At 66.5% G+C, this 24,773-nt stretch carries 17 protein-coding genes; 9 read left to right on the top strand and 8 right to left on the bottom strand.

The genetic code is table 11. From position 1 onward, the window contains the following. Window positions 1-53: 53 nt before the first annotated feature. Window positions 54-968 (bottom strand): LysR family transcriptional regulator, encoded by a 915-nt coding sequence (locus tag ABD882_RS17685; protein WP_345188754.1) that lies wholly within the window; start codon window positions 966-968, stop codon window positions 54-56. 75 nt (window positions 969-1,043) lie between these two features. On the opposite strand from ABD882_RS17685, the gene ABD882_RS17680 reads away from it, so the two are divergent. Both ABD882_RS17680 and ABD882_RS17675 read left to right on the top strand, forming a co-directional pair. Then, window positions 1,044-2,588, top strand: a complete 1,545-nt coding sequence (locus tag ABD882_RS17680; RefSeq protein ID WP_345188753.1) for an aminotransferase class I/II-fold pyridoxal phosphate-dependent enzyme — start codon at window positions 1,044-1,046, stop codon at window positions 2,586-2,588. 57 nt (window positions 2,589-2,645) lie between these two features. After that, window positions 2,646-4,070, top strand: a complete 1,425-nt coding sequence (locus ABD882_RS17675; RefSeq protein WP_345188752.1) for an amino acid permease — start codon at window positions 2,646-2,648, stop codon at window positions 4,068-4,070. Between the two features lie 171 nt (window positions 4,071-4,241). On the opposite strand, the gene ABD882_RS17670 is transcribed toward ABD882_RS17675, so the two are convergent. Both ABD882_RS17670 and ABD882_RS17665 read right to left on the bottom strand, forming a co-directional pair. Beyond that, the gene (locus ABD882_RS17670; protein WP_345188751.1) at window positions 4,242-5,522 is read right to left on the bottom strand and encodes a hypothetical protein; all 1,281 of its coding nucleotides are present in this window, start codon (window positions 5,520-5,522) and stop codon (window positions 4,242-4,244) included. Between the two features lie 79 nt (window positions 5,523-5,601). Then, window positions 5,602-9,024, bottom strand: a complete 3,423-nt coding sequence (locus tag ABD882_RS17665; protein ID WP_345188750.1) for an HNH endonuclease — start codon at window positions 9,022-9,024, stop codon at window positions 5,602-5,604. 517 nt (window positions 9,025-9,541) lie between these two features. Between ABD882_RS17665 and ABD882_RS17660 the strand changes: the two genes are divergently transcribed. Both ABD882_RS17660 and ABD882_RS17655 read left to right on the top strand, forming a co-directional pair. Then, window positions 9,542-12,319: a DUF4365 domain-containing protein gene (locus ABD882_RS17660; protein ID WP_345188749.1), complete on the top strand. Its 2,778-nt coding sequence runs from the start codon at window positions 9,542-9,544 to the stop codon at window positions 12,317-12,319. A gap of 680 nt (window positions 12,320-12,999) precedes the next feature. After that, window positions 13,000-14,112: a fatty acid desaturase family protein gene (locus ABD882_RS17655; protein ID WP_345188747.1), complete on the top strand. Its 1,113-nt coding sequence runs from the start codon at window positions 13,000-13,002 to the stop codon at window positions 14,110-14,112. A 79-nt stretch (window positions 14,113-14,191) separates the two neighbouring features. Here the strand turns inward: ABD882_RS17655 and pgi are convergent, their stop codons facing one another. Both pgi and ABD882_RS17645 read right to left on the bottom strand, forming a co-directional pair. Next, window positions 14,192-15,871, bottom strand: coding sequence for a glucose-6-phosphate isomerase (gene pgi / locus ABD882_RS17650; RefSeq protein WP_345188746.1), 1,680 nt, complete (start codon window positions 15,869-15,871; stop codon window positions 14,192-14,194). Window positions 15,872-15,974: 103 nt separating this feature from the next. Beyond that, the gene (locus ABD882_RS17645; protein ID WP_345188745.1) at window positions 15,975-16,355 is read right to left on the bottom strand and encodes a GNAT family N-acetyltransferase; all 381 of its coding nucleotides are present in this window, start codon (window positions 16,353-16,355) and stop codon (window positions 15,975-15,977) included. Between the two features lie 148 nt (window positions 16,356-16,503). Between ABD882_RS17645 and ABD882_RS17640 the strand changes: the two genes are divergently transcribed. Genes ABD882_RS17640 through ABD882_RS17625 form a run of 4 tightly spaced genes read left to right on the top strand, consistent with a single transcriptional unit; the run spans window position 16,504 to window position 20,279 of the window. Next, window positions 16,504-17,949: a DUF2252 domain-containing protein gene (locus ABD882_RS17640; protein WP_345188744.1), complete on the top strand. Its 1,446-nt coding sequence runs from the start codon at window positions 16,504-16,506 to the stop codon at window positions 17,947-17,949. Next, a complete protein-coding gene (locus ABD882_RS17635) occupies window positions 17,946-18,875 on the top strand; it encodes an aldo/keto reductase (RefSeq protein WP_345188743.1) in 930 nt (309 codons plus the stop codon). Before ABD882_RS17640 ends, ABD882_RS17635 begins: the two co-directional genes overlap by 4 nt. Window positions 18,876-18,912: 37 nt before the next feature. Beyond that, window positions 18,913-19,302, top strand: coding sequence for a PLD nuclease N-terminal domain-containing protein (locus ABD882_RS17630; protein WP_345188742.1), 390 nt, complete (start codon window positions 18,913-18,915; stop codon window positions 19,300-19,302). Further along, window positions 19,299-20,279: an epimerase gene (locus ABD882_RS17625; RefSeq protein ID WP_345188741.1), complete on the top strand. Its 981-nt coding sequence runs from the start codon at window positions 19,299-19,301 to the stop codon at window positions 20,277-20,279. The genes ABD882_RS17630 and ABD882_RS17625 overlap by 4 nt, the downstream gene beginning before the upstream one ends. A 23-nt stretch (window positions 20,280-20,302) precedes the next feature. Here the strand turns inward: ABD882_RS17625 and ABD882_RS17620 are convergent, their stop codons facing one another. Together ABD882_RS17620 and ABD882_RS17615 are read right to left on the bottom strand one after the other, a co-directional pair. Continuing rightward, window positions 20,303-21,259 (bottom strand): NYN domain-containing protein, encoded by a 957-nt coding sequence (locus tag ABD882_RS17620; RefSeq protein ID WP_345188740.1) that lies wholly within the window; start codon window positions 21,257-21,259, stop codon window positions 20,303-20,305. Window positions 21,260-21,278: 19 nt separating this feature from the next. Continuing rightward, on the bottom strand, window positions 21,279-22,283 hold the full coding sequence (locus ABD882_RS17615) for a Gfo/Idh/MocA family protein (RefSeq protein WP_345188739.1): 1,005 nt from the start codon (window positions 22,281-22,283) through the stop codon (window positions 21,279-21,281). Between the two features lie 34 nt (window positions 22,284-22,317). On the opposite strand from ABD882_RS17615, the gene ABD882_RS17610 reads away from it, so the two are divergent. Further along, window positions 22,318-23,181, top strand: a complete 864-nt coding sequence (locus ABD882_RS17610) for a sulfurtransferase (protein WP_345188738.1) — start codon at window positions 22,318-22,320, stop codon at window positions 23,179-23,181. Between the two features lie 22 nt (window positions 23,182-23,203). Here the strand turns inward: ABD882_RS17610 and ABD882_RS17605 are convergent, their stop codons facing one another. Further along, window positions 23,204-24,727: a Mur ligase family protein gene (locus ABD882_RS17605; RefSeq protein ID WP_345188737.1), complete on the bottom strand. Its 1,524-nt coding sequence runs from the start codon at window positions 24,725-24,727 to the stop codon at window positions 23,204-23,206. Window positions 24,728-24,773: the final 46 nt, after the last annotated feature.

The raw sequence follows: 24,773 nt of genomic DNA, 5'->3' as shown, positions 1-24,773 counted from the left end.
AGCCGCGATCTCAGAGTGTGTCAATCTGGCAGCTCAATCGAGCCACGCAGCACTCAGCCAGCGGTGGGGACCGTGGCCAGGTCCATCAAGATGTCGAGTAGTGCTCTGACGGCCGGTGCGTTGCGTCCGGCGTGGGTAACGTAGGAGGTGCGTCGGATGCCGAGGTGCTGGAAGGCAGGGTGGAGAGCGACGTCGAATCGGGAATCGACGGCGGCAGCAGTGGTCAGCGCGTATCCGAGTCCTGCGGCGGCGAGACCGTGGATCATGCTGAGGTCATCCGTGCGCATTAGGACACGGGGCTCGAATCCGGCTGTATGGCACGCGCGGCGCAGCACGCGATCGGAGGCTTCGCCCTGATTGCGGCTGCAGATCCAGTCCGCGTCGCAGAGTTCGTTGAAGTCGAGTGGCTCTCCGATCTCGAGTCCGGACACGTGGTGCAGGCCGGTGAGGACGCCCCAGGGTTCGTCGAGCAACACAGTAAGTGACAAGTCCTGTGAGGTAAGGAAGGCCGGGTCGTCGGCGAAGTCGTAGATGAGGCCGGCGTGAACATCGCCGGAGCGAAGCAGACGCACTACCTCGGTGGGCTCTGCTTCGATGACTTCCACTTGCACGTTCATCTGTTGCCGCAGTTCACGGATCGCCGGCGGGATCAGTCGTGACCCGATTGATGCAAAGGTGCCGACTCGCAGTGTGACCAGTCCTGCGTCGCGTTGTGCGGCGACCAGTCGCTCGGCCTGCGCGAGTCGTACCAGGATCTGCTCCGCCTCGTCGGCCAGGGACTCGCCGACGGGCGTCAGCCGGGCTCCGCGCCGTTCCCGGAAGACGAGTTGAGCACCAAGTGCGCCTTCGAGTGCGGCGAGATGGTGGGTGATGGTTGGCACGCCGTATCCGAGGGCCGCGGCGGCCGCTGTCAGGGATCCGTGCTCGCGGATGCCGACAAGCACACGTAGTTGCTGGGGGGTCATCATGACATAGACACTATGTCGCATTGGTAGTCATCATGGTCTTCTGGTGCACATGCCTTGCTTCATACCGTTGTGCACATGCCGCCAACTCTCGTCCACACTTCGTCCGATCGAATGGGTGCTGCGCACGATCCTCAAACTGAAGCCCCCTACGCAGACGCTCTTCGCAAGCTATCCGCGATCGACTGGGCTCGTCTGCACGTGCCGGCGCACCAAGCATCGGCTGCGCACGCGCCGGGCATCGCTGCCCTGCTCGGGGAACGAGCGCTCAGCCTTGACTTCCCGATGAGCGTCGCGGCGATCGACCGTGAGACATGGCGGGCAGCGCAGCCCGGTCGCGCCACGCCACTGGCCCGCGCGCAGGATCTTGCTGCGGACGCATGGGGGGCGCGCCGAGCCTGGTTCATCACGAACGGCGCGTCCGGCGGAAACCACATCGCCACGACCGTCGCCCGGGCCCTGGGGCCGACCGCAGTGGTGCAGCGCAGCGTGCACTCCAGCGTGATCGACGGGATCGCGCACGTCGGGTTGGACCCCGTGTTCGCGGCTCCGTCCGTGGATCAAGGTCTCGCGGCCGCGCACGGGGTGACCGCCGAGCAGATCGAGGCTGCACTGTGTGCGCGCCCTGACGCCTCCTCCGTCTACATCGTGAGTCCCAGCTACTTCGGCGCCGTTGCTGACATCGCCGCGATTGCCGATGTCGCGCACGCGCACGGCGTCCCGCTGATCGTCGATGAAGCGTGGGGCTCCCACTTCGGGATGCACCCGCAGCTTCCCACAAACGCGGTGCGGCTGGGCGCCGACCTGGTTGTGTCCAGCACACACAAGGGCGCGGGCTCGCTCACACAATCGGCCATGATCCACCTCGGCCACCACGAACACGCGCGTCGGATCGAGGCGATTGCGGACCGCGTGGTGCGCTCGTTCCAATCCACGAGCTGCAGCGCGCTGCTGCTGGCATCCCTCGATCTCGCCCGCCGCGATCTCATGGTCGACGGGAAGCAGCTGATCGGCGCCGCGGTCGCGTCCGCGGAGGCGATCCGCGCCGGAGTGAAAGCCAGCCCGCGGTTCCGGGATGCGACCCCGGACCTACTCGCATTCCCGGATGTCGTGACGAACGACCCACTGAAGGTCGTCATCGACATGCGTGGGGCGGGCATCACCGGCTCCGAAGCGCTTCACACACTGATCACTGACCACCATGTCTACGCGGAGCTCGCAACGCCCGCCGCGCTGGTGCTGCTTGTCGGTGCGACCTCCCCGGCCGACGTCGACCGTGTCCTCATGGCCCTGCACGCACTGCCGACATCCCCTGGTGAGCGAGACCGTATGCGGCCGCTGCCCGCAGCGGGCAGCCGGGCGATGGGCGTGCGCGACGCCTTCTTTGCCCCCACTCGCGTAGTGCGATGGGAAAACGCCGTCGACCAGGTCAGCGCGGACTCCCTGGCCGCGTACCCGCCGGGCATCCCGAACGTGCTGCCCGGAGAACGACTCACGCCCGACGTCATCGACTATCTACGTACCATGGCCGCGACGCCCTCAGGATTCGTACGCGGCGCACACGATCCACTGCTCGACGGCTTCCGTGTCGTCGACGACCCAACGCGCGCGACCGAGCGCTGAGCCCACTGACCGTCCAGACACCACATCGTCGTGGCGGCCACGCACACAGGAGAAGACATGACCACGCCCGAGAACATCCAACTCGCCATCCCAGAACAACTTCATCGAGGGTTGAAGAACCGTCATCTGCAGCTGCTCGCGATCGGTGGCGCAATCGGCACCGGTCTATTCATGGGCTCGGGACGGCTCGTCTCCGTCGCCGGCCCGTCCATCATCTTCGTGTACGCAATCATCGGGTTCTTCGTGTTCCTAATCATGCGCGCGCTCGGCGAACTGCTTCTGTCGAACCTTGGATACAAGACCTTCGGCGACATCGCCAAAGACATGCTCGGACCATGGGCGGGATTCTTCGTGTCCTGGAACTACTGGTTCTCCTGGGTGATCGCCTGCGTAGCCGACATCACCGCGATCGCCGCCTACTGCCAATTCTTCTGGCCGCAACTTCCCGTCTGGATCCCGGCCCTTGCCGCGGCAGCGCTGCTGCTCCTTCTGAATCTGCAGCCGGTGAAGTGGTTCGGTGAGATGGAGTTCTGGTTCGCAATTATCAAGATCGTCGCGATCCTCGCCCTACTGGGGGCCGGAGTTGTACTCCTGATCACCGGATTCACCCACAACGGGGTCCAGGCATCCATCAGCCACCTCTGGGACATCGGAGGGATGTTCCCGCACGGGCTTAGCGGATTCATCCTTGGATTCCAGATGGGAGTGTTCTCGTTCATCGGCGTCGAACTCGTCGGTACCGCCGCTGCGGAGACCGAGGACCCGCGCAAGAACCTCCCCAAAGCAATCAACTCGATCGTGGCGCGCATCATGCTCTTCTATATCGGCTCCCTCGTCGTCATCATGAGCGTCATCCCATGGTCCGAACTTCAGGCGGGAAAGAGCCCGTTCGTGCAGATGTTCCTGCTCGCGGGCTTCGTCCCCGCGGCCCTGGTTATGAACCTCGTCGTCCTCACCTCTGCGGCATCCAGCGCGAACTCCGGCGTATTCTCCGGCAGTCGAATGGTGTTCGGGCTTGCCAAAGACGGCCATGCCCCACGCAAGCTCTCGTTCACAGATCACCGTGGGGTACCGACCCGCGCCGTTCTGTTCACCGCGGTCCTACTGTTCTCGGCAGTACCGCTGCTGTTCGCCGGGGACAACGTCGCGACCGCGTTCGACTTCGTGTCCACCATGTGTGCAACGCTCGTGCTGTTCACCTGGGGGTCGATCGTCGTCAGCTACATCGTCTACCGCCGCCGTTACCCGGAACGTCACAAGGCATCCCGATTCAAGATGCCCGCAGGGCGAGTGACGCCCTGGTTGATTCTCGGATTCTTTGTCTTCCTACTGGTCTCGTTTCTCTATAGCGAAGCAACCCGGTGGGCGACCATCGCCACCCCCATTTGGTTCGCCCTTCTCGCCATCTTCTGGCAATCGCGCAAACGCAAGCTCATCCGGGAAGGCCGCCCCCTTACTAGCAGCATCCCCACGATCACCTAACCCGCGTCTGAGAGGCATCGGGCAGTTAGCCTCCCGATATGACGGATCACGCGGTGCCGAATCTGTCATCCCGTAACGTTGATGACATGACCGCCTTCTATGGCGAGTTCGGAGGTGGACCAGCAGGTACATTGCTGCGGCGAACTTCGGTCTTGGCGCAACGGGCAGGATTCACCGGAAGATGGTGGTGCTGGCGTGACGTGAGCCGTACCGTACGCCGAGGCGCTCGGCTGCGCGGAGCAATGCTGCATCAGGTAGCTGGGTTTGCTTTGCGAATCCGAGTGCGAGCACGACCCATGTAGCATCGCGCACGGCCCGCGACTCCGGATCACTCACGAACTTGGTACCCCGCTGGTCGTTGGGTGCGCCCTCGTGGGCGATATCGTTCCGTGCCCATAGGAGGTGGTCGACCCATTCCTCCGGGTGGATCCTCGCCGTAGTCAGGAGGTCGGTGCCGAGATCCGTCAGGAAGGCTTGCAGGTGCTCGCGGTATGTGCGTTGCACCGGCCGGTTGGCCGTGAACTTTCGCACGGCAGCCATCTGTTGTTCGTCGAGCCCGGACAGATCATCGAGGGCGGCTTTCAACGGACGGAGCTGATCGGCAGACAGTCTTCGGTCGGCAGGTAGCGGGAACCTGGTTTTCACGTACCTCTCCAGCACCGCGGCGAGCGCGATGAGATCGCTTTCGACGTAGCCGGGTTGGTATCGGGCCCCCGACAGAACCTGGGGCACTGGGCGGAGCGTTGAGCGCGCCGACCACCATGCGTCAATGACGGACTGCGCGTGCTCGTTGCCGAGGCGCACGACGTATTCGATCGGCTTTCTCAGGATCCGGTTGAACGGTGCGAATCGGGTGCGGCCGAGGACGGTCACGGTCGTACCTGATGGTTCGGTGGCCACGAGTGTGATTCGTCCAGAGGGAGAATCGGCGGCGAAGGTGAGAAGGTCTTGGAAGGCCGCGAGGTGCTCCTCGAATTCCTCGACCGGCGCTGGCCCGTCCGGCTCGAGTTTGATTCGTCCGTGCGTGTCCTGAATGGTTAGAACCATTGCTCTCGCCGCGCCCAGCTCGGGCGCACGGAGTGGCTCGGAGCGGAAGCGACCGTTTCCATCTTCGTGCCGGTATCCAGAGGCTCCGTTGGCGTTCTCGAAGAGTGCCTGAACAGAGCCGTAGGTCGGTACGAGCTCGTCGGAGCCCAGACGTATTTCGGTTACTTCAAGCGCGAGCTCGCCGCCCTTCACGACGACTCTTCCGCCGATCAGCGCCGGTGCGTCGTTCACTCGGGCTCGGAGAATCCTTCGTGACGACGCTCCGGTGGTCGCGGAGAAGGACGTTTCCGTGGAGAGGTAGACGCGATCATCCGTTTGTACGAGTTCGCCCGCTCCCGTCGCCGCGTCTCTGCCGATGATCGTGAACTCGACCGTTGCAGGCATCGATATCGCGTTGCCGATCATCGCCATCACTCTCTATCTGGATGCTCTCGCCTGGGCCGTAGGGGGAGGGGGCCAATTCGGGTGCGACGTCCCCCTCCGCTTAGTCCGTGTCGCGGAACCACCGGTTCGAGGCAGCGGTCTCCGCCAGCGCGGGTGTGCGCTCTGCCGCCCTGACTGCCAACCTATCCGTTGCGATCTGCACAAGGTCCGCTGGCCATTCGCCTGGATTCTCGAGGATGGATCTCGCGACGGATGGCGTCATTGAGGCAAGCCGCGCTTGGTCGGCCCATCCACCGGGCGGGAGCGCGTGCCGGCTACCTTTGAAGGTCTCGATCTTCTGCTTCCGCGTCTTGCAGGCAATCGTGACTGCTGTTCGTGCGTCGGCCGTTCCTGAGACGAGAAGGTCGTGGAGAGTCGGTTCCAAGCGGGTAGCTACTCGTTCACGGGTTGAGTCGGTTCCGATGTTCCAGATCAGCCAGAGAGTCCGCCCCGACAAGCTCACTTGTTGAAGCCGGAGGGCGTCCTGGAGATCGAGAGAACGCACTCGATGAGCCGCCACATCTCGCTGTAGGGATTGTTCCACCGCGCAGTATCGCTTCGAATCGAAAGCCTGGACGAGGTCATCGATTGCGGCGGCGAGTTCAACGATCACGCTGGTTCGGGCATGCTCCAGGATGCCGATCACCGCGAGCATCTTGTCACGCGGGGATGTCAACGCTGCCAGGTGTGTACGCCACCACGCAGCATCGCCCCTGTTCTGGCGGTACGAGGCCTCGATGTCTGCGGCCTCAGCAAGAACCGCAGCACGAGCCCGTGCAGCGACCGCAGACAGGTCGACATCTGCAGGCACGGTGGCGACAACCCGTCGAAGGATCCATCCGTCGCCCCAGGTGCCCGCAATGGCAGCCAGATGCTGCTCCCAGTCGATCGTCGCAGACGAACTGGACGTCACCAGGTGGGCGGTCTTTGAACCGATCGCTGTGAGCTTCGAGCCCGGACGCGGATGAAGGGGCGGCGTCGAAAGTTTGCGGTGCGGATGGGAAAGCGCCGCGATCGCAGCGTTGACAAGGTCCGCCAGAGGCGTGGTCTCGACGCGGTGCATGACGGCTTCTGCGGCGCCGTCATTGAGTTCCGATCGCACCCGGGTCAGGATCGCCTCGTCCTGTCCGTCATATCCACCCTCGGCGAGGATATCGACCAGCCACTCGCGTCCTCCTTCTGCCTCAGCAATAACTGAACGCAACTGGGCAAGGCGGGCCGGGTCAGCCTGCGGGAGCGCTCTCAGATCCGCAGCAGCCTGCAACCATTCAATCGTGGCTTCGAACCGGTCCCACCACCAGCCCGCGATGTCATCGTCTGGCATGGCGTGCGCGGCGAGGCTTCGCGCAACGGCGTGACGAACCTCCGGGACCTTCTCCTGCTCGAGGCGGCCCTTCAGATGAGCAACAGCTTGGCTGCGTCCGGCTCGATCGCCGAGCCGAAGAGGTGTACCGGCCGAATCGAACGAGCCATCCTCAGCAAGAACCACGCCGGGGCCCTCGAGGACAAAGTCGACGACCTCCTTGATCTCGGTATCAATCAGACCGTGGAAGATGCGGTCGCCAAGAACCATGACGGCCATGGAGCGGATCGTCTGCTGCGGCGCGACTCGCTTTCCGACGGTCCGCAAGTTGTCGCGAAGGGCGCGAACTTCGCCTTTGGTGAGCATGCCGATAAAGAAGCGACACACATTGGACCAGTACGGACGCTCAAGAAGGGCGTTCAGCCCATCATCACGAGAATTGCCGTTGCCCTTGGCAGTCAGATTGTCGAAGATGTGCAGGGCGGCGAAGTACTCGCGGAGCGACTGCACCTCGAACTCGAACGCGTCGTCACGTTCCACCAGGCAAAGGACGCGGTCTGTTATCGCTGAGTAGAGCTCCTCGGCGAGTTTCTGTTCCTCGGGTTGACCTGCCAGGTAGTTACGCAGCAGCTGTCGTAGTTCGTCCCGGGAGATCCTTCCCGAGCTTTGCCCTTGCTCCGCCTTGGCTTGTAGATACCAACCGAGGTAGGCGTGCGTATCCTCGACGACGCGACGCTGCTCTGCGAGCAGAGGCTCCTTGTCTTCGGTCTGTTCCCGATCCAGGAACGTCTTGAGGTACTCGGCATAGAGTTCGGTGCGTTGCTGCGGCAGCAGTTGCCGCCGGTGGAGCAAATGCAGGAGGATCGCGAGCTGCATGGGGTACGACGCCAACTCGCTGATGTGCGGCACGTGCTGGCTGTCCATGAACGTCGACTGCAGGCGCGTTGCCGCCTCGTCGGAGAGATGCGAGACCGCGACCCACCGCTGCAGGTACTGCAGCCGCAAGCCCTGAGTCAGTCGTTGCAGATGCAAGACCGGGAAGGCACCTGACGAGGTCAACGGTTGCAGGGAGCTGCCTGGGCGCGTCGCGACGAGGATCACGAGGTCGGCCGCGTCCGGGCTCAAGCGCCCGCGTACGCGGGCGATCTCGTCGACAACCTTGGCGCGGGCGGTCAAGCTCGCCACTTCGTCGAGACCATCCAACGCCAAGAGCACCGGTTCTGTTGCGATGAGGACGGCGAGGTCACGGGCTTCGAACTCGTGCGCTCCGATATGACGACCGATGTCGTCGATCACGAATTCCTCGAGACTGCGCCAGCCATCGTCCCGTCGAGACCTGTCCTTGGATTTCCGCTTCCTTCCCCGACGAGCCGGTTGCATGTCAACAGCCCATTGCGCGTACTTACGAAGGTCTATGCGAATCGGGAACCTGGCGGTAGAGGTCGCGCGGACGAGCCCGGACTGGTCGGCGGTGTAAGCGTTCTCGCCCAGCCGTCGCGCCCGATGAAACTGGCACACATACTGAAGGACGGTGGACTTACCCTGGCCGGGACCGCCCACTATGACAGCGTTGCCCTTCCACTCTGGGTGAAGCAGTGCTTGCGTCGCGCCCGTGATCACAAAGCCCGATGCTGCCTCAAGCTCTGCGGTGTCACCTGGCGCCGCATCTGAGATACGAATGAGCAGGTCCGAAACGGCGGACTCATCGCGTCGGCATCCGACCGGGACGTCCACAAACATCGAATCAACCGACGGTCCACGTAGGTCGACCTGCTGAAACTGAACTGCGTCCTCCGCCGCATACCTGTCGCCGAGATACGCCCGGAGCGTCGTCTGAAGCGCGTCGCGCCGTTGCTGGTTGCGCTCATGGCGGGCCTTCATAGAGACCAGCACCTCAACGGAATAGCCTGCGCCATCGTTCGCGTCGATCAGAGCGTGGTGCGTTGGGCACATCAGCACTAAGTTCTCGTAGCCGTCAACTTCGGGATAGTCCACGTCGTAGCGCGGGCCACCAGCGCTTCGAGCTCGGATGTGCGCTTCCTGCCCGACCACAACCACATCCGAACCGCCGGTCTGCGCGTTGTCTACGTCGAGCGTGAGCGCCTGCAGACAGCCAGGGAATGCGCACTGATCATGCGCCCTCGTCCAGAGCAGCTTCCGCGTTCGCTCACTGATCGCCATGCCACTCCCGAGTCTGTAGGTCCTCTCAATCTTCCCAGTCGACCTGGATTCTCGTGGCTGCGCACCACCGAGCCGTCCCGAAGATTCCGCGAAACTCATCTATCGGACCCGACGCCGCGGGACACTCAGGGAGCCTTGACGTCGGAGTCAGGATCGGGGCTGTCAGCTTCAGAGCCACCAGTCCGGCACTCTCCCGTGCACCAACACCATCCGCGCTTGGTCACGAGCGTAGGCGAGCCGTGCCGGGTGCATCCTCGATGGTTGACAACCAAGCGCGTTCCAACCGAGCGCGCGATGAACCAGCCATGCTGAGTTCGATTGGTGAGCTTGCGGCCGTCTCACCCGGCTTGCAGATGCCCGGTGCATCGACCATGAGAGAATTGTGAGACTACGGTCCCCGGGGGGTCCAGTGGTGTCCGGATTCGACCTGGCAGACGTCACCCGCCCGCATCCTGGGGCGCTCACGGCCGTACGGCACGGGCGGCATTAGCGCCTGATCGGAGAGGCAGGCACCCACATGAAGATGCGGCAGCCCAAGGCACGCCAGCTAGGCGCTCGCGGCCAGACGGCCGCAAAGCTCTTCTTCGAGAGCCTCGGCTGGGGTGTAATCGAGACGAACGGCGATCATGATCTCGGCACTGACCTACTTGTACAAGTCCGAGACAAGACACTCGCCGACATGTCTCTCATGTTCGGCGTTCAGGTAAAGACAGGCGACTCATGGTTCAAGAAGCGGTCGAAGATCGCAGGAAAGCCTGGGTGGTTCTACGGCGAGAAGGACCAGAGGCACGCCAACTACTGGAGCAATCATCCCCTCCCGCACATCCTGCTCATTCAGAACGCCGACCTCAGCAGGCGATATTGGGCCTTCGCTAAACGCGAGACAATCGAACCCACCAAGAAGGGTTTCAAGATCCTTGTTCCGGAGGATCAGCCGCTTGACGAGCGGTTCCGGTCTCATTGGGAGGACGCAACCACTCAGGCCCTGAAAAGGGTCATCCTGGAGGGTGCACGGTGGTCGTTCGATATGGACTCCGTTCATCCCGCAGCCCATGCACGTTTCGCGCTCCTCGCCGCGCACCTCGTGGCTCCTCACCCGAACAAGGGGACGAAGGAAGCGCTATCGTGGCCGCAAGCTGTAGCACTGTGCCTGTCCTCGGGCGCCGAACGCTGGGAACAGAACGCCGCGCGTCATCCCGCTGTACCGACCGTTGATGAGGCCTCGCAGTCTGAGTACTGGGGATGGCGGTTCGCCGCCGCCGTCCACAACTGGATCTACGAGGCCGACGCCGCACCACTTGAGAGCCTCGATTCCACGGGTCAGCCGCGCCATGCTCGGGTCGCGCACGCTGTCGCGACCGCCGTGGCTCTAGAGGACTTCGACAGGCTTACCGAAGCGGCAGAACTCCTTGAACAACTCGCTCTTGAAACGGAGGAGTCGATCGAGCAAGCCTGGATTAGTGTGCATCGGTCGCACTTGGCAATGGAGCAAGGGGATGTAAAAGAAGCGCGACGCCTCGCCCATCTTGGTTTTGCACAGCTCGGTCCCGTTGGTGCCGAGGTGACTGCCTCGGCGGTGCGTGCGGCGGCCGCGTGGGCGATGTTCGACACAGCGGAGATGATCCCGACTGATCTCGGACCAGTCGTATCGGTCATGGACAATCCGTCGTCGTGGTGGCGCGCGCAGACGACCTCCGGCGGCCTTGAAGCTGCGGTCAAGCAACACTTCCGCGCATGGAGTCACGATCAGTCTGTTACCTTCGGGAACGAATACGCCTCGCACAACGCACTGCATTCTGCGACGGTTCAAGCCCGGCTGGCTGGCTCCTTCGCCCAGGCGAAGAACGTTGCATCGCTGAGGGCGCAAGTGGATCTCAGCATTCCCACAAGGGATGTCCCGCGGACCGTTGAATCGTTGGAGACGCTACGCAGCGTCGGCGATGAGAAGGCTCTCAGACTGGCGATCCACGAGGTCGCACGACGGGAACCGCTGAGCCAACTGCGTCACCTCATCAGCCACGTGACGCCCGCGACGATGACACGAACAACAAGCCGCGCAGATCTGCGGTTGCTCCAGCACGCCGGTATTTACGCCGATCCTGAGCATGCCCACAGACTCGTTAACTTCCTGCTCGACGCACTCGACGATCCGCAACCGTTCACTGATCGAGTGGCAGCACGATATCTCGTGGTCCCCGCGCTACTTGAGTCTCTGGCAGGACTGCGAGATTTCCTTCAGGAAGAACAGTGGTGCCGCTTCATCGACTACGTACTGTCTCGCGAGCACAGCGAGATGTCCGCTCCATCGCTAGCTCTTCTTCTCTCCGACGCTCAGGTGGTCGACGACTATCGTTCCCGCCTTGCTAGTGCCCTTGATGAAGCGCCCCCGTGGCTACAACCATCACTGCGGCGCGCGATTGGCGCCAACCAAGCGGATGGACGAGCTCAAGTCCGACAGAGCCTCCTCGATGGCAATCTCGACGGACTATCCGCGATTGGCGGCAACCTTGAGGAACTCGATGCTGACGAGGCTGCCGCTGTCACCACTACGCTCGCGAATGCCGTCGATGCTGAGCGCGCGCGTCCTCTCCCAACGGGGCTCGTCGCCGGCGAAGGCGACGACGCAGGCAATCTCGCCAAGCTCTGCATTACCTTCCCGGGTCTTGATGGCTGGCGCTCTCTCGTCGAGTTCATTGCCGACCCCGCCATCGAAGCCCGCCGCAAACGCCAGGCCGCGCTGACCCTCGCCCGCAACACCGACACGATACCGGCTCCAGTTCGGCCAACGCTGCTCGAAGCGGCGCACTCAGCACGGAGTCAAATCGACGAAGCATCGCCTGTACCCCTGCTCATCAAAGACGTGGGCGGTGCGATCGATTGCCTTTACGCCTCGCTCCTGGACAAGGGTGATCCCGACCGTTTGACGCTCACCGCATCCCTGCTCGCCGGCTCCCCTCAGCAGCGGCGAGACGTTTCCTGGTATCTCGCTAACTCCGATGATGCCGAGTTGCCCCTCGCGGCACTCCTCAAAGACACGGATCCGGAGGTTGCGTCGAACGCCGCAGCAGGGTTGGCGAGGCTCGTGCGAAACAGCCCGGCCCCAAGGCCCGCCATCGTCAATCTTCTTGCCCGAGTCGTCGAGAACGACACCTCGCTTGCGCACGCCATCGGGGTGGGGCTCGCGGGCACTGATCACCTTCACCACAACTTGCGGCGCCTCAAGGTCGCGCTGCGAGCACACACATCCGTACGCGTCCGAAAGCTTGCAGATGCGCTCCACATAAGCGACTCATGATGCTGGCAAGGTGTCTAGAGGCCCAGCGGACATACGCCGAACCGACAGATCGAGAATACGCTTTCGCCTTGTGCTTGCCGATGCCTACGGCCCGGCCCCGCTCACGTTCCATCGCATGATCCGAGCAAGAAAACTGGCCGATTAGCTACGCGAGACCAACCTGTCGATCGAAGTCTCGATGCGGCAGGCAGGTTGGCTAAATCGAGGCTGCTTCTCACGGCGGCTCCAACAATACGTTGGTCTCATACCGACGCAGCACCGTGCGCGCTCCGTGCACCCGGGTGGATCCCACAGTGCAGCTCTGGACAGGCCAGAGTATCCTTGAGGGTGTCCCTAACCCGTTTCGACGGGAAGAATCCAGATCTGATTCTGAGGGGCACACAGAGGGCATGAGCGATCCGCGATGCTGAAGAAATCGCAGGGACTCGCGCCTCACGATGAAAACTGGGACTTCTAGAAATCGCAGGTCAGAAGCGAAACCTCTGATCGATCGAGGCCCCCGGCGGGCCGCTCAGCGCGAGCGGTTCTCCGGGGGCCTTCGTCGGTCTCGGCGAAAGGTCCCTCGCCGCACCCCCTGCATACCCGCCCGTGCATATGCGAGCGCGTAACGTGAAGACAGCGATCGGCACCTGCCCTTGGCTTCCGCCCCGGCTCGGCCGGACAATGTAAGGCGATCCAAGATGGCAACCGTGTCCACCATCACCCCGGCAACACTCGGCCCGGTCCGGCAGACGTACGCCCGCCAGGAGGACTTCCCGCACGTCGCGCGGGCATTCGTCGAGGTGTCCCGGGTGGTGCGCGAGACCGGGCTGATGCAGCGCACTCCGCGGTTCTACCTCCTCGTCGGGGCCGCGATCGCCCTCGCGTTCGGCGGTGCGATCACCGGATTCATCCTGTTCGGCGACAGCTGGTACCAGCTGCTCATCGCGGGCGCCCTGGGGATCATCTTCACCCAGGTGGCGTTCCTCGCACACGAGGCTGCACACCGCCAGATCCTCACCTCCGGGCCCGCGAACGACCGGCTCGCGCGGATCCTCGCCGCCGGCGTGGTCGGGATCAGCTATTCGTGGTGGGACTCCAAGCACAGCCGCCACCACGCGAACCCGAACCGCGTCGGCAAGGACCCCGACATCGAGGTCGACACGATCTCGTTCCTGGAAGAGGACGCCGCGAAGTCGCGGGGCCTGTTCCGGATGATCACCCGCAAGCAGGGCTGGCTGTTCTTTCCGCTGCTGACCCTCGAGGGCCTGAACCTGCACTACCTCGGCATCAAGCACCTCGCCGGCCGCGAGCCCGTGAAGGGTCGCTGGACCGAGCTCGGCCTGATCGCCGCCCGCTTCGCGATCGTGCTGACCCCGATCTTCCTGCTGCTCCCGCTGGGCAAGGCCGCCGCGTTCATCGGCATCATGCTCGCCGTCTTCGGCGTGTACATGGGAGCGTCGTTCGCCCCGAACCACAAGGGCATGGCCGTGATCGCCCCGGACGCACGCCTCGACTTCTTCACGAAGCAGGTCTACACATCGCGCAACATCCGCGGCGGCTGGTGGGCCACCTGGCTCATGGGCGGGCTGAACTACCAGGTCGAGCACCACCTCTTCCCGAGCATGTCCCGGATGCATCTCGGCCGCGCCAGCGAGATCGTCCGCGAGTTCTGCGCCACCCACGACGTCACCTACACCGAGACCTCGCTCGGACGGTCGTACGCGATCGTCATCGACTACCTGAACCGCGTCGGCCTCGCCGCCCGCGACCCGTTCGACTGCCCCATGGTCGGGCAGTACCGACGGGCGTGACCACGAGCCGAGACGGCTGATCAGAACGGGCCGGATGCGCGATGCATCCGGCCCGTTCTGCTGTCGCGGGGTCCGCGACTCAGCGGCGGTGCTCGTGGTAGTAGGCGAGCAGCGCCCGGGTGGACGGATCCTGCGCGTTCACGGCGTCCTGGTCGCCCTCGATCGCCGGGGCGATCTGCAGGGCGAGCTGCTTGCCGAGCTCGACGCCCCACTGGTCGAACGAGTTGATGCCCCACACCGCACCCTGGGTGAAGGTGATGTGCTCGTACAGCGCGATGAGCTGGCCGAGCACGGCCGGGGTCAGGGCGGGCGCGAAGATCGAGGTCGTCGGCCGGTTGCCCGCGAAGGTGCGCGCGGCCACGAGAGCGCCGGTGGTGCCCTCGGCCTCGACCTCCTCCGCGGTCTTGCCGAACGCGAGCGCTTTGGTCTGCGCGAGGAAGTTCGCGAGGAGCAGCCCGTGCACGTCGCGGCCGTCATCGGCCAGCGGATACGCCGGGTTCGCGACCGCGATGAAGTCGGCGGGGATCAGCCGGGTGCCCTGGTGGATCAGCTGGTAGAACGCGTGCTGTCCGTTCGTGCCGGGCTCGCCCCAGAACACCTCTCCGGTGTCGGTCGTGACCGGTGTGCCGTCCCAGCGCACCGACTTGCCGTTCGACTCCATGGTGAGCTGCTGCAGGTAGGCGGGGAAGCGGTTCAGCTGCTGCGCGTACGGCAGCACCGCGTGCGACTGGGCGCCGAGGAAGTTCGAGTACCAGACGTTCAGAAGGCCCATCAGCACCGGGACGTTGCGCTCCAGGGGAGTGCTGCGCACGTGCTCGTCGACCGCATGGAAGCCGGCGAGCAGCTCGCGGAACACGTCGGGCCCCAGCGCGATCGCGAGCGACAGCCCGATCGCCGAGTCGACCGAGTAACGGCCGCCGACCCAGTCCCAGAACCCGAACGCGTTCGCCGGATCGATCCCGAACGCCGCCACCCGGTCGAGGGCCGTGGAGACCGCCACGAAGTGGTGCGCGACCGCTGCCGTGCGGGCATCGTCGGTGCCGACATCGACGCCTGCCGCACCGAGGCGCTCCCAGAGCCAATCGCGGGCCAGCCGTGCGTTGGTCAGCGTCTCGAGCGTGGTGAAGGTTTTCGACGCGACGATGAACAGCGTGGTCTCGGGGTCGAGATCGGCGGTCTTCTGCGCGAGGTCGGTCGGGTCGATGTTCGACACGAACCGCGCCTGGATCCCCGCATCCGCGTAGGGCTTGAGCGCCTCGTAGACCATGACGGGGCCGAGGTCGGATCCGCCGATGCCGATGTTGACGACGTGCGTGACCTTCTTGCCGGTGACGCCGAGCCAGTCGCCCGAACGCACGCGATCCGCGAACGCCGACAGCGCATCGAGCACCGCCTGCACGTCGACATCGACCTGTTGTCCGTCCACGACGAGCGCGGGCTCCGCACCGCGCGGGCGGCGCAGCGCGGTGTGCAGCACAGCGCGATCCTCGGTCGTGTTGATGTGCGCGCCGGCGAGCATCGCGGCGAAGCGGTCGGCGACGCCGGTCTGCTCGGCCAGCCGCACCAGGGCGGAGCGCACGTCGGCGGTGAGGAGGTTCTTCGACAGGTCGACGCGGAGGTCGGCGAGGTCGAAGGTGAGGCTCTCGACGCGCTGTGCGTCGTCGGCGAACCAGCCGCGCAGGTCGGGCGAGAACGACGCGTGCAGGGCGGCGAGCTCGGTCCAGGCGGAGGTCGAGGTGGGGTCGATCGGCGAGGTCATGCCCCCACGCTAACGCCGCGCGGGCTCCGGCGGGAGAATCATGTCGAACCTCGGCCCGTGCGTCGCGAGGGCAGGTGCGCGGCACCCGTCCCCACGCGCAGGATCAGGCCGCGCCGCTGCGGTCGGGGAGCTGCTGCAGAGTCCAGCGGTTGCCGTCAGGATCGGCGAAGGTGACGAAGCGGCCCCAGGCCTGCTCGTCCACTCCATCAGCCTCCGCGCCCACGTCGCGCAGGTGGGCGAGGGCCTCGTCGGCATCGGGGACGACGACCTGGATCGTGTTCTGCCGACCCGGCTCGAGGTCGATCCCGAGACCCGTGCCGAAGGCGATCGAGCAGGCGGATCCGGGTGGCGTCATCTGCACGAAACGCAGGCCGTCGAACGGCGTCTGGTCATGGTCGGCGTGGAAGCCGATCCGCTCGTAGAACTCTTTGGCCCGGTCGACATCCGTGACCGGCACGAAGATGAGCTCGATCTTCCAGTCCATGCTGCACGCTCCTTGGGGAAACCGTGGCGGTGGATCCGCCGTCGTCCCGACGCTACGCCGGGGGATCGACATTCCGACCCCGACCAGGGGACGTCATGGGAGCGGCGAACCGTGCACATCGGCGCGGCCGCGCGGGGGAGAATGAGGCATGGTCGAAACCAATCTCGTCGGGGATGCGATGCTCACGCGGGCCGAGGGAATCGCCGCCGGCCGTGCGGCCCGCGACCGCACACCACGGACCCGGCTGGCCGAGATCACGACCACCGGCCGAGATCCGCTCGGGATCCTGGATCGCCAGAACAGCACGCGGCTCGCCGACCTGGTTCCCCTGCGCACCGAGCGCATGGCCGCGAACCTGTTCTCGTTCTACCGTGGAACGGCGGCGCTGATGGCCGCCGACTTCTCCCACGAGCCGAACACCGGGATCCTCGTGCCGTCCTGCGGCGACGCGCACATCAGCAACTTCGGGTTCTTCGCCTCGCCGCAGCGCACGCTCATGTTCGATCTGAACGACTTCGACGAGGCCGCCTGGGCGCCGTGGGAGTGGGACCTGAAGCGGCTTGTGGCGAGCATCGTGATCGGAGCGCGCGCGACCCGGAGCACCGCCGTCGCGGACGAGGCCGCCCGGCTCAGCGTGATCGCGTACGCCAGGGCGCTGCGCTCCGCGGTCGCGACCGATCCGCTGCAGCGGTATTTCGCGCACTTCAACGCGAGCACGCACCTGGAGGGACTCGACGTCGACTCCGAGCAGGATCTGCAGAAGGCCATCGCCGCCGCCGAGAAGCGCACCGGCGAACGTGCCGCGCGCCGGCTGACGGTCACCGGCGACGACGGTCATCTGCGTTTCATCGAGCAGCCGCCGGTGATGACGCACGCCGACCCGGACATCCGGGGGATCAGCGACGACGCGTTCCGGCGCTACGCGGAGTCGGCCAATGTCGACATCCAGCTGCTGCTGCGGCAGTACCGGGTGCGCGACGTCGCACGTCGGGTGGTGGGCGTGGGCAGCGTGGGCACCCGCTGCTACCTCGCGATGCTCGGCACCTCCGACGCCGAGCCCATGATCCTGCAGGTGAAGGAAGCAGGGCGCAGCGTGCTGGCCGAGTACGGCGGCATCGCGCAGCCCGCCGATCTGCAGAGCCGCATCGAAGAGGGCGGCGAGGGGGCCAGGGTGGTCGGCCTGCAGCGGGTGCTGCAGGCGTTCTCGGATCCGTTCCTCGGGCACATCCGCGGAACGGAGCAGGACTACTACGTGCGTCAGTTCCACGACATGAAAGGCTCGATCGACACCGACGTGATCGAAGACGAGGGGTATCGCGAATACGCTGTCGCCTGCGCGATCACGCTCGCGCGGGCGCACGCGCAGGCCCCGGCGGCCACGGCGATCTCGGGGTACGCCGGCAAGGGCATCGAGCTCGCAGAGATCCTGGTGGGCTGGGCGAACGCGTATGCCGACCTCGCGGCGCAGGATTACGCGGCGTTCGTGGAGCAGGCGGCGAAGAAGACGCCCGAGAGCACGGCGAAGACCAAGAGCTCGAAGACGAAGAAGAGCACGACGACGAAGAAGAGCACGACGAAGGAGAAGTCAGCATGAAGCAGATCCGTTTCGGATCCGGATCCGCCCCGGCGGTCGTCGCGGGCATGATGCGCATCGAGGGCCGCACGGATGCGCAGATCCGTGAGCTCTACGACGCCGCGCGCTCCAGCGGGATCGACTTCTTCGATCACGCCGACATCTACGGGCGGGCCATGCACGGCTGCGAGAGGCGGTTCGGCGAGGCCCTCGGGCTCTCGGCGGCGGAGCGTGACGAGATCACCCTGCAGACCAAGTGCGGCATCGTGCCGGATCAGGGGATGTTCGACTTCTCCTACGCGCACATCATGGCCCAGGTGGAGGGTTCGCTCGCGGCCCTCGGCACCGACCGGATCGACGTGCTGCTGCTGCACCGTCCGGACGCGCTGGTCGAGCCCGAAGAGGTCGCGCGGGCGTTCGACGAGCTGCATGCCTCCGGCAAGGTGCGCTCCTTCGGCGTCTCGAACCACACTCCTCGCCAGATCGATCTGCTGAAGACCGCGGTCACCCAGCCGCTCATCGCCAACCAGCTGCAGCTCTCGATCACGCACGCGCCGATCATCACGCAGCCGATCGCGGCGAACATGGGCGGCCTCGATCAGAGCGTCGTGCGCGACGGGGGAGGGATCCTGGAGTACTGCCGCATCGCCGGCATCACGGTGCAGGCGTGGTCGCCGTACCAGGCCGGGTTCTTCACGGGCGTTTTCCTGGACAACCCGGATTACCCCGAGCTGAACGCGGCGCTGGAGCGCATCGCCGCGGTGCACGGCGTCACCCCCACCGGCATCGCCACCGCATGGATCACCCGGCACCCGGCCGGCATTCAGGTCGTGCTCGGCACGACCACACCGTCCCGTGTGCGCGAGGCGGCGGACGGAGCAGACGTAGAGCTGAGCCGGGCCGAGTGGTATGAGCTGTTCCGTGCGGCCGGGCACACGCTGCCGTGATCGCCGCGTGTCGGCGGTGATCTCCTAGGCTGTCGGCATGGCCGTCCTGTTCTCGATCCTGTTGCTGGCGCTGCTGATCGGCGCGCTCATCGACATCATCACGCGACGCGACGACCAGGTGAAGCACCTGCCGAAGGTGTTCTGGATCATCCTCGTGATCCTGGTGCCGCTCGCCGGCTCGCTGATCTGGTTCCTGGTCGGCCGGGAGTACGACAGCGAGGGGATCCGCCTGCCGAGCCCCGCACGCGAGCGGCGGCCGCGACCGTCGGCGCCGGTGGCGCCGAGTCTTCCCGAAGACAGCCGCAGCACCGAGCAGCAGATCGCCGACCTGGATCGGGAGATCGAGGAGTGGCGGCTGCGCGCCGAACTGGAGAAGCGCAAGCGGGATCAGGGCGGATCTGGGGCCGGAGAGGCGGCCTCGGAATGAGCGGCCAGCCGCGTGCCGTGATCGGCGGTGGCAGTGGGTATCTCGGCCGGGCGATCCGGGATGCACTGAGGATCGACGGCTACGACGTGCGCACGATCGGACGCACGGGCGCGGATGCCGGCTGGGATGATCCGGAGGCGATCCTCCGGCTCGTCGACGGCGCCGACCTCGTGATCGGGCTCGCCGGCAAGCGGGTGGACTGTCGCTACACCGATCGCAACCGCGACGAGATCCTGCGCTCCCGCGTCGAGACGACCCGGGCGCTGCACCGCGCCATCTCATCGGCGGAGCGTCCGCCCAGGGTCTGGATGAACGGCAGCTCCGCCACGGCGTACCGGTACGCGCTGGATCGTGCCCAGACCGAGGCCGACGGATCCATCGACACCGGTTTCTCGCCCGACATCACGCGTGCCTGGGAGGCGGAGCTGTTCGACGGGGAGCTGCCCGGAACACGACGGATCGCGCTGCGGACCTCGCTCGTGATCGGACGCGACGCACCCGTCGCCACCATGCTGCTCCGACTGGCACGACTCGGGATCGGCGGCCCGCAGATCGACGGCTGGTGGTTCCCGCATCGGCGCTATCGCGGGATCGGTCCGCACCCGACCGACCCAGCGAAGCCGGGGTTCGTCCGTTCGCACGGGCGGCAGATGTTCACGTGGATGCATGAGGCGGACTTCGTGCAGGCGGTGCGGTTCCTGCGCGACCATGAGGAGATCGACGGCGCCGTGAACATGGCTTCGCCGCACGCGATCGACAACCGCGAACTCATGCGCACCCTCCGGCGCGCGGTGCACGCGCCGTTCGGGATCCCGGCCTGGCGCTTCATGCTGGAGCCCGCGATGTTCGTGCTCGGCACCGAGACCGAGCTCGTGTTGAAGAGTCGCTGGGTCGCGCCCCAGGTGCTGCTCGACGCCGGCTTCGAGTTCCGATACCCGGATCTGGAGGGTGCCGTGCGGGAGATCGTCGCGGGCTGAACCCGCCCTCACCGACGATGTGCTCAGGCGTCGCGCAGGCGCACCAGGCGCTCGTGCCCCGTCTCCTCGAGTTCGGCGATGTCGGCCCGCGACTTCAGGAACGCGTTGAACGACCGGTAGCCGAGCGCTTTCTCGCTGAACGACGGATCCATGCGGCGCATCTGCGTTTTGACCGCGGAGCTGTGCAGCCAGTCATCGGCGTCGGACTTGTCGTGGCCGAGGCGCAGGGCGCGTTCCAGGATCGCGGTGGCGCTGTCCTGGTCGGCGGTGCTCGGCTCGTCGTCCTTCTCCACGGGCTTGGCCTGCTTGCGCTGCGCGGGGACCTGCTTGGCGGTCTTGCGCTGCTCCGCGGCCGTGCCGGTGGCCGTGGCGGTGGCTGCCGCCTCCGGCTCGGGCTGCGGGCGCGTGCGGATCCGGTCGACGCCGGGAAGGGAGTCATAGGCTTCGAACTCGTCGCACGCGGCGGCCAGCGACTTCGCCGTGGAGCCGGCCACGCCGATCCCGACGACGTAGCGGCCCAGCCGCTTGCAGCGCTGCGCGAGCGGCACGTAGTCGGAGTCTCCGGCGACGATCACGACGTGCGTGAGGTCGGGCAGGCGGAACATGTCCTCCACGGCGTCGACGGCGAGGCGGATGTCTGCGCCGTTCTTGGCGTAGGCCGCGGCGGGGAACAACTGCACGAGATCCACCGCGCGCGCGACGAGCTGCGAGCGGTACTCGGCGTTCACCGGCGAGGACCAGTCGGCGTAGGCGCGGGTGAGCACCAGGGTCCCGAACGACGAGGCGTAGTCGATGATCGCGCCCACGTCGATCGTGGCGCGGCTCAGGCGCTCTGCGACCTCGGCGTCGGAGGGGTTCTCTTGGATCCGCTGCCGGTCCTTGCTGTATGCGTTGCGCCCATGCACGCGGTCGTACCAGGAGATGACGATGTTGTCGAAGTCGAGATAGACGGCGACGCGGGTGTCCTGCGGTTCGGCCATGGGCGGATGCTCCTCGGGGTCAGACGTTCTCGTTCGGGTACCGCACGCCGATCTGCGCCCGGATCCCATCCAGCAGGCCCATGATGGCCACGCTCTCGGCGAGGGGGAGGGCATCGCTGTCGAGCGAGCCGTCGGCGACGAACCGTTCGGCGGCGAGCGCCTCGAACTGCATGCCGCGCCCCTCGGTGCGGCCGTCGAACTCCTCGAGGACCGTGCCGTCGGCGGAGACCACCCGGAACACGGTGGGGGCGTACCAGACGCGGTCGATCTCGACGCGCGCGGTGCTGCCCAGCACGACGGCGGTGTTCGGCCCCGCGGCCCGCGAGGACGACAGCGTGGTCGAGATCGCGCCGCCTTCGTGGGTCATCACGGTCGCGACCTCGGCGTCGGCGCCGGTCTCGGCGAGCCGGGCGGAGGCCTGCACCGTGAGCGGAATGCCGAGCACGGCGACCACGAACGAGATCGGGTAGATCCCGAGATCGAGCAGGGCGCCGCCGCCGAGCTCCAGGGCATTCAGCCGGTGCGCGGGATCGGTGGGCAGCGACTGGGTGTGATCGGCCGAGACGGCGCGGATCTCGCCCAGCGTGCCGGCCGCGAGGATCTCGCGCAGTCGCACCATGTGCGGCAGGTACCGGGTCCACATCGCCTCCATGACGAGCAGGCCCTTCTCCCGGCCGAGCGCGGCGAGATCCTCGGCCTCGGCCCGGTTGAGGGTGAGCGCCTTCTCGATCAGCACGTGCTTGCCGTTCTCGAGCGCGAGGCGGGCATCGGCATGGTGCATCGGATGCGGAGTGGCGACGTAGATGATGTCGACCTCCGGATCCGTCGCGAGCGCCTCATAGGACCCGTGCGCGCGCGGGATGTCGAAGCGCGCGGCGAACGCATCGGCGGAATCCTGCGAGCGGGATCCGACGGCGGCGAGATCAAGACCCGCGGTGCGCAGGTCGGCGGCGAAGGCGGCGGCGATGCCGCCCGTGGCGAGGATGCCCCAGCGCAATGCTGGTTGCGGAGAGTGGCCGGTCATGGCTTCCAGCGTACGGGGTTGAGAGGATGAGACCATGCCCGTCTCCGCGCTCATCACCGCCTCCGAACTCCGCTCCCTCCTCGACGAGGGGGCGAACGTGCGGATCCTGGACGTGCGCTACCGCCTCGGATTCACGGACGGCCACGAGCAGTATCTCGCCGGGCACCTCCCCGGCGCGGTCTTCGCCGATCTCGAGGCCGAGCTGGCGGGGCATGGCGCTCCCTCGGAAGGACGACACCCGCTGCCGTCCGATGACGCGCTGCAGAGCGCCGCGCGCCGCTGGGGGATCGGCCAGGGGCAGACGGTCGTGGTCTACGACGACTCCCGCTCGCTGCCCGCCTCCCGGGCCTGGTGGGCGCTGCGCCGCGCCGGCGTCGCCGACGTGCGCGTGCTCGACGGCGGCCTCTCCGTGTGGCGCGCCGAGGGCGGGGCGATCGAGGAGGGCGAGGTGGTCCCCGCGCCCGGCGACGTCGTGCTGGTCTCGCCCGGATCCGCCGACATCCTCGACACCGCGCAGGTCGACGGCTGGGCGGGGGTGCTGCTGGACGCGCGCGCCCCCGAGCGGTTCCGTGGCGAGAGCGAGCCGATCGACCCGGTCGCCGGGCACATCCCCGGCGCCCGCAATCTGCCGATCGCCGAGGTGCTCACCGCCAACGGGCGCTTCCGCAGCCCGTCCGAGATCGAGGCCGCGTTCGAGGTCGTCGGCGCGGGCGAGGAGGTGCCGATCGCGGCGTACTGCGGATCCGGTGTCACCGCCGCGCAGCTCGCCCTCGCCGGCGCCCTCATCGGCCGCGAGGTGACCGTGTACCCCGGGTCGTGGAGCGCCTGGTCGAACACGACGGGCCGGCCGATCGAGACCGGAGCGGTGCCCATCGAGGTCGATCCGCTCGAGGAGTGATGTCCCGGGACGATCCAGGCCGTCAGAGCGCCTCGATGACCTCGCGGAGCACGTCGGGGTCGTACCAGGCGATCTCGCCGCCGGCGAGGGCGTGGTAGCGCTCGTGACCCTTGCCGAGGATCACGACCGTGTCCTCGGGGCGGGCCATGCGCACCGCCGCGGCCATGGCCTCTCGGCGGTCGGCGATCTCGGTGATCTCGACTGTGCTCGAACGTGCGCCGGCGATCAGCGAGGCGCGGATCTCGGCCGGGTCGTCGTCGTAGGGGTTGTCGTCGGTGATCACCAGCACGTCGGCGAACATCGCGGCGAACCGGCCCATCATGCGGCGCTTGGCGGCGTCGCGGTGACCGTTCGCGCCGAGCACCGCGATGAGACGGCCCTCCGGCGTGGTGGTGCGGATCGCCCGCAGCGCGGCATTGATCGCCTCAGGCTTGTGCGCGGAGTCGACGATCGCCGTGAACGGCTGGCCGAAGTCGAACCGCTGCAGCCGTCCCTCGACGCTCGGCAGGGCGGCGATGCCCGGTGCCAGGTCGGCGAGCTCGCGGCCCGACTCCACGAGCGCCGCGACGGCGGCGAGGATGTTGTTCACGTTGAAGGCACCGGTGAGCTGCGTGGAGAACGGCACGCGCTCGCCGCGGGGGGAGCGGATCACGAACGAGGATCCGTGCGCGCGCAGCTCGACCTCCTCAGCCCGCCAGTCTGCGGATGCGGATCCGGCCGCCGACGTCGTCCGCACCGGCACCGTGGCCTGCGCCACGAGCACCCGGCCCCAGTGCGAGTCGATGTCGACGATGCCGACCTTCGCGTGCTCCGGGGTCAGCAGCAGCGCCTTCGCGGCGAAGTACTCGGCCTGCGTGGGGTGGTAGTCGCGGTGGTCGTGCCCGAGGTTCAGGAAGACACCTGCGTCGAAGGCGAAGCCGTCCACGCGCCCTAGGGTCAGCGCGTGGCTGGATGCCTCGACGGCGACCGTGCTCAGCCGCTGCTCGCGCATCACGGCGAACAGCGCCTGCAGTTCGGGCGCTTCGGGGGTGGTGAGCACCGGCGGGAAGAAGTCGTCGCCGACCGTGGTGCCGATGGATCCGATCGTTCCGGATCGCTGCATGCCCGCCGCGGCGGCCACGTAGAACGCGGTGGTGGTCTTGCCTTGGGTCCCGGTGATGCCGATGCTCGTCATCGACGCGACCGGATCCCGATACAGGAACGCCGACGCGGGGCCGGCGGCGAGGCGAGGGCTCTCCACGACCAGGGTCGGTACGCCGTCGGGCACGAGCGCGGCGCCTTCCGCGTCGGTGAGCACCGCGGTCGCCCCTGCCTCGACGGCCTTGCCCGCGAACCGCGCGCCGTGGGCGTTCGCTCCCGGGATCCCGAGGAACAGGTCGCCGGCGCGCACAAGATCGGTCGCCACGGAGACGCCGGTGAAGCGGGTGCCGCCCTCGGTGGGAGCCGGAGACCCGAGGCGGGCGGCGAGGTCGCCGAGCGTCGCGGTGAAGGTCTCGACCGGGCGCGGATCCAGGCGCGGGGAGGGGTAGTTCGACACGGAGGGCATGACCGTCCGAGTCTACCGGAGCGGCCCGGATCGGCCCGGGAGCGGT

The sequence above is a fragment of the Microbacterium panaciterrae genome (assembly GCF_039541635.1).
GTDB lineage: Bacteria > Actinomycetota > Actinomycetes > Actinomycetales > Microbacteriaceae > Microbacterium > Microbacterium panaciterrae.
This window is presented reverse-complemented; position numbering and strand designations above follow the sequence as displayed.

Bases quoted from the DNA above. Each gene is read 5' to 3' on its own strand.
- ABD882_RS17675 (WP_345188752.1), top strand. From the start codon at position 2,646: ATGACCACGCCCGAGAACATCCAACTCGCCATCCCAGAACAACTTCAT.
- ABD882_RS17645 (WP_345188745.1), bottom strand. From the start codon at position 16,355: ATGGACTGGAAGATCGAGCTCATCTTCGTGCCGGTCACGGATGTCGAC.
- ABD882_RS17685 (WP_345188754.1), bottom strand. From the start codon at position 968: ATGATGACCCCCCAGCAACTACGTGTGCTTGTCGGCATCCGCGAGCAC.
- ABD882_RS17635 (WP_345188743.1), top strand. From the start codon at position 17,946: ATGAAGCAGATCCGTTTCGGATCCGGATCCGCCCCGGCGGTCGTCGCG.
- pgi (WP_345188746.1), bottom strand. From the start codon at position 15,871: ATGACCTCGCCGATCGACCCCACCTCGACCTCCGCCTGGACCGAGCTC.
- ABD882_RS17670 (WP_345188751.1), bottom strand. From the start codon at position 5,522: ATGATCGGCAACGCGATATCGATGCCTGCAACGGTCGAGTTCACGATC.
- ABD882_RS17660 (WP_345188749.1), top strand. From the start codon at position 9,542: ATGAAGATGCGGCAGCCCAAGGCACGCCAGCTAGGCGCTCGCGGCCAG.
- ABD882_RS17625 (WP_345188741.1), top strand. From the start codon at position 19,299: ATGAGCGGCCAGCCGCGTGCCGTGATCGGCGGTGGCAGTGGGTATCTC.
- ABD882_RS17655 (WP_345188747.1), top strand. From the start codon at position 13,000: ATGGCAACCGTGTCCACCATCACCCCGGCAACACTCGGCCCGGTCCGG.
- ABD882_RS17620 (WP_345188740.1), bottom strand. From the start codon at position 21,259: ATGGCCGAACCGCAGGACACCCGCGTCGCCGTCTATCTCGACTTCGAC.
- ABD882_RS17610 (WP_345188738.1), top strand. From the start codon at position 22,318: ATGCCCGTCTCCGCGCTCATCACCGCCTCCGAACTCCGCTCCCTCCTC.
- ABD882_RS17615 (WP_345188739.1), bottom strand. From the start codon at position 22,283: ATGACCGGCCACTCTCCGCAACCAGCATTGCGCTGGGGCATCCTCGCC.
- ABD882_RS17605 (WP_345188737.1), bottom strand. From the start codon at position 24,727: ATGCCCTCCGTGTCGAACTACCCCTCCCCGCGCCTGGATCCGCGCCCG.
- ABD882_RS17640 (WP_345188744.1), top strand. From the start codon at position 16,504: ATGGTCGAAACCAATCTCGTCGGGGATGCGATGCTCACGCGGGCCGAG.
- ABD882_RS17680 (WP_345188753.1), top strand. From the start codon at position 1,044: ATGCCGCCAACTCTCGTCCACACTTCGTCCGATCGAATGGGTGCTGCG.
- ABD882_RS17665 (WP_345188750.1), bottom strand. From the start codon at position 9,024: ATGGCGATCAGTGAGCGAACGCGGAAGCTGCTCTGGACGAGGGCGCAT.
- ABD882_RS17630 (WP_345188742.1), top strand. From the start codon at position 18,913: ATGGCCGTCCTGTTCTCGATCCTGTTGCTGGCGCTGCTGATCGGCGCG.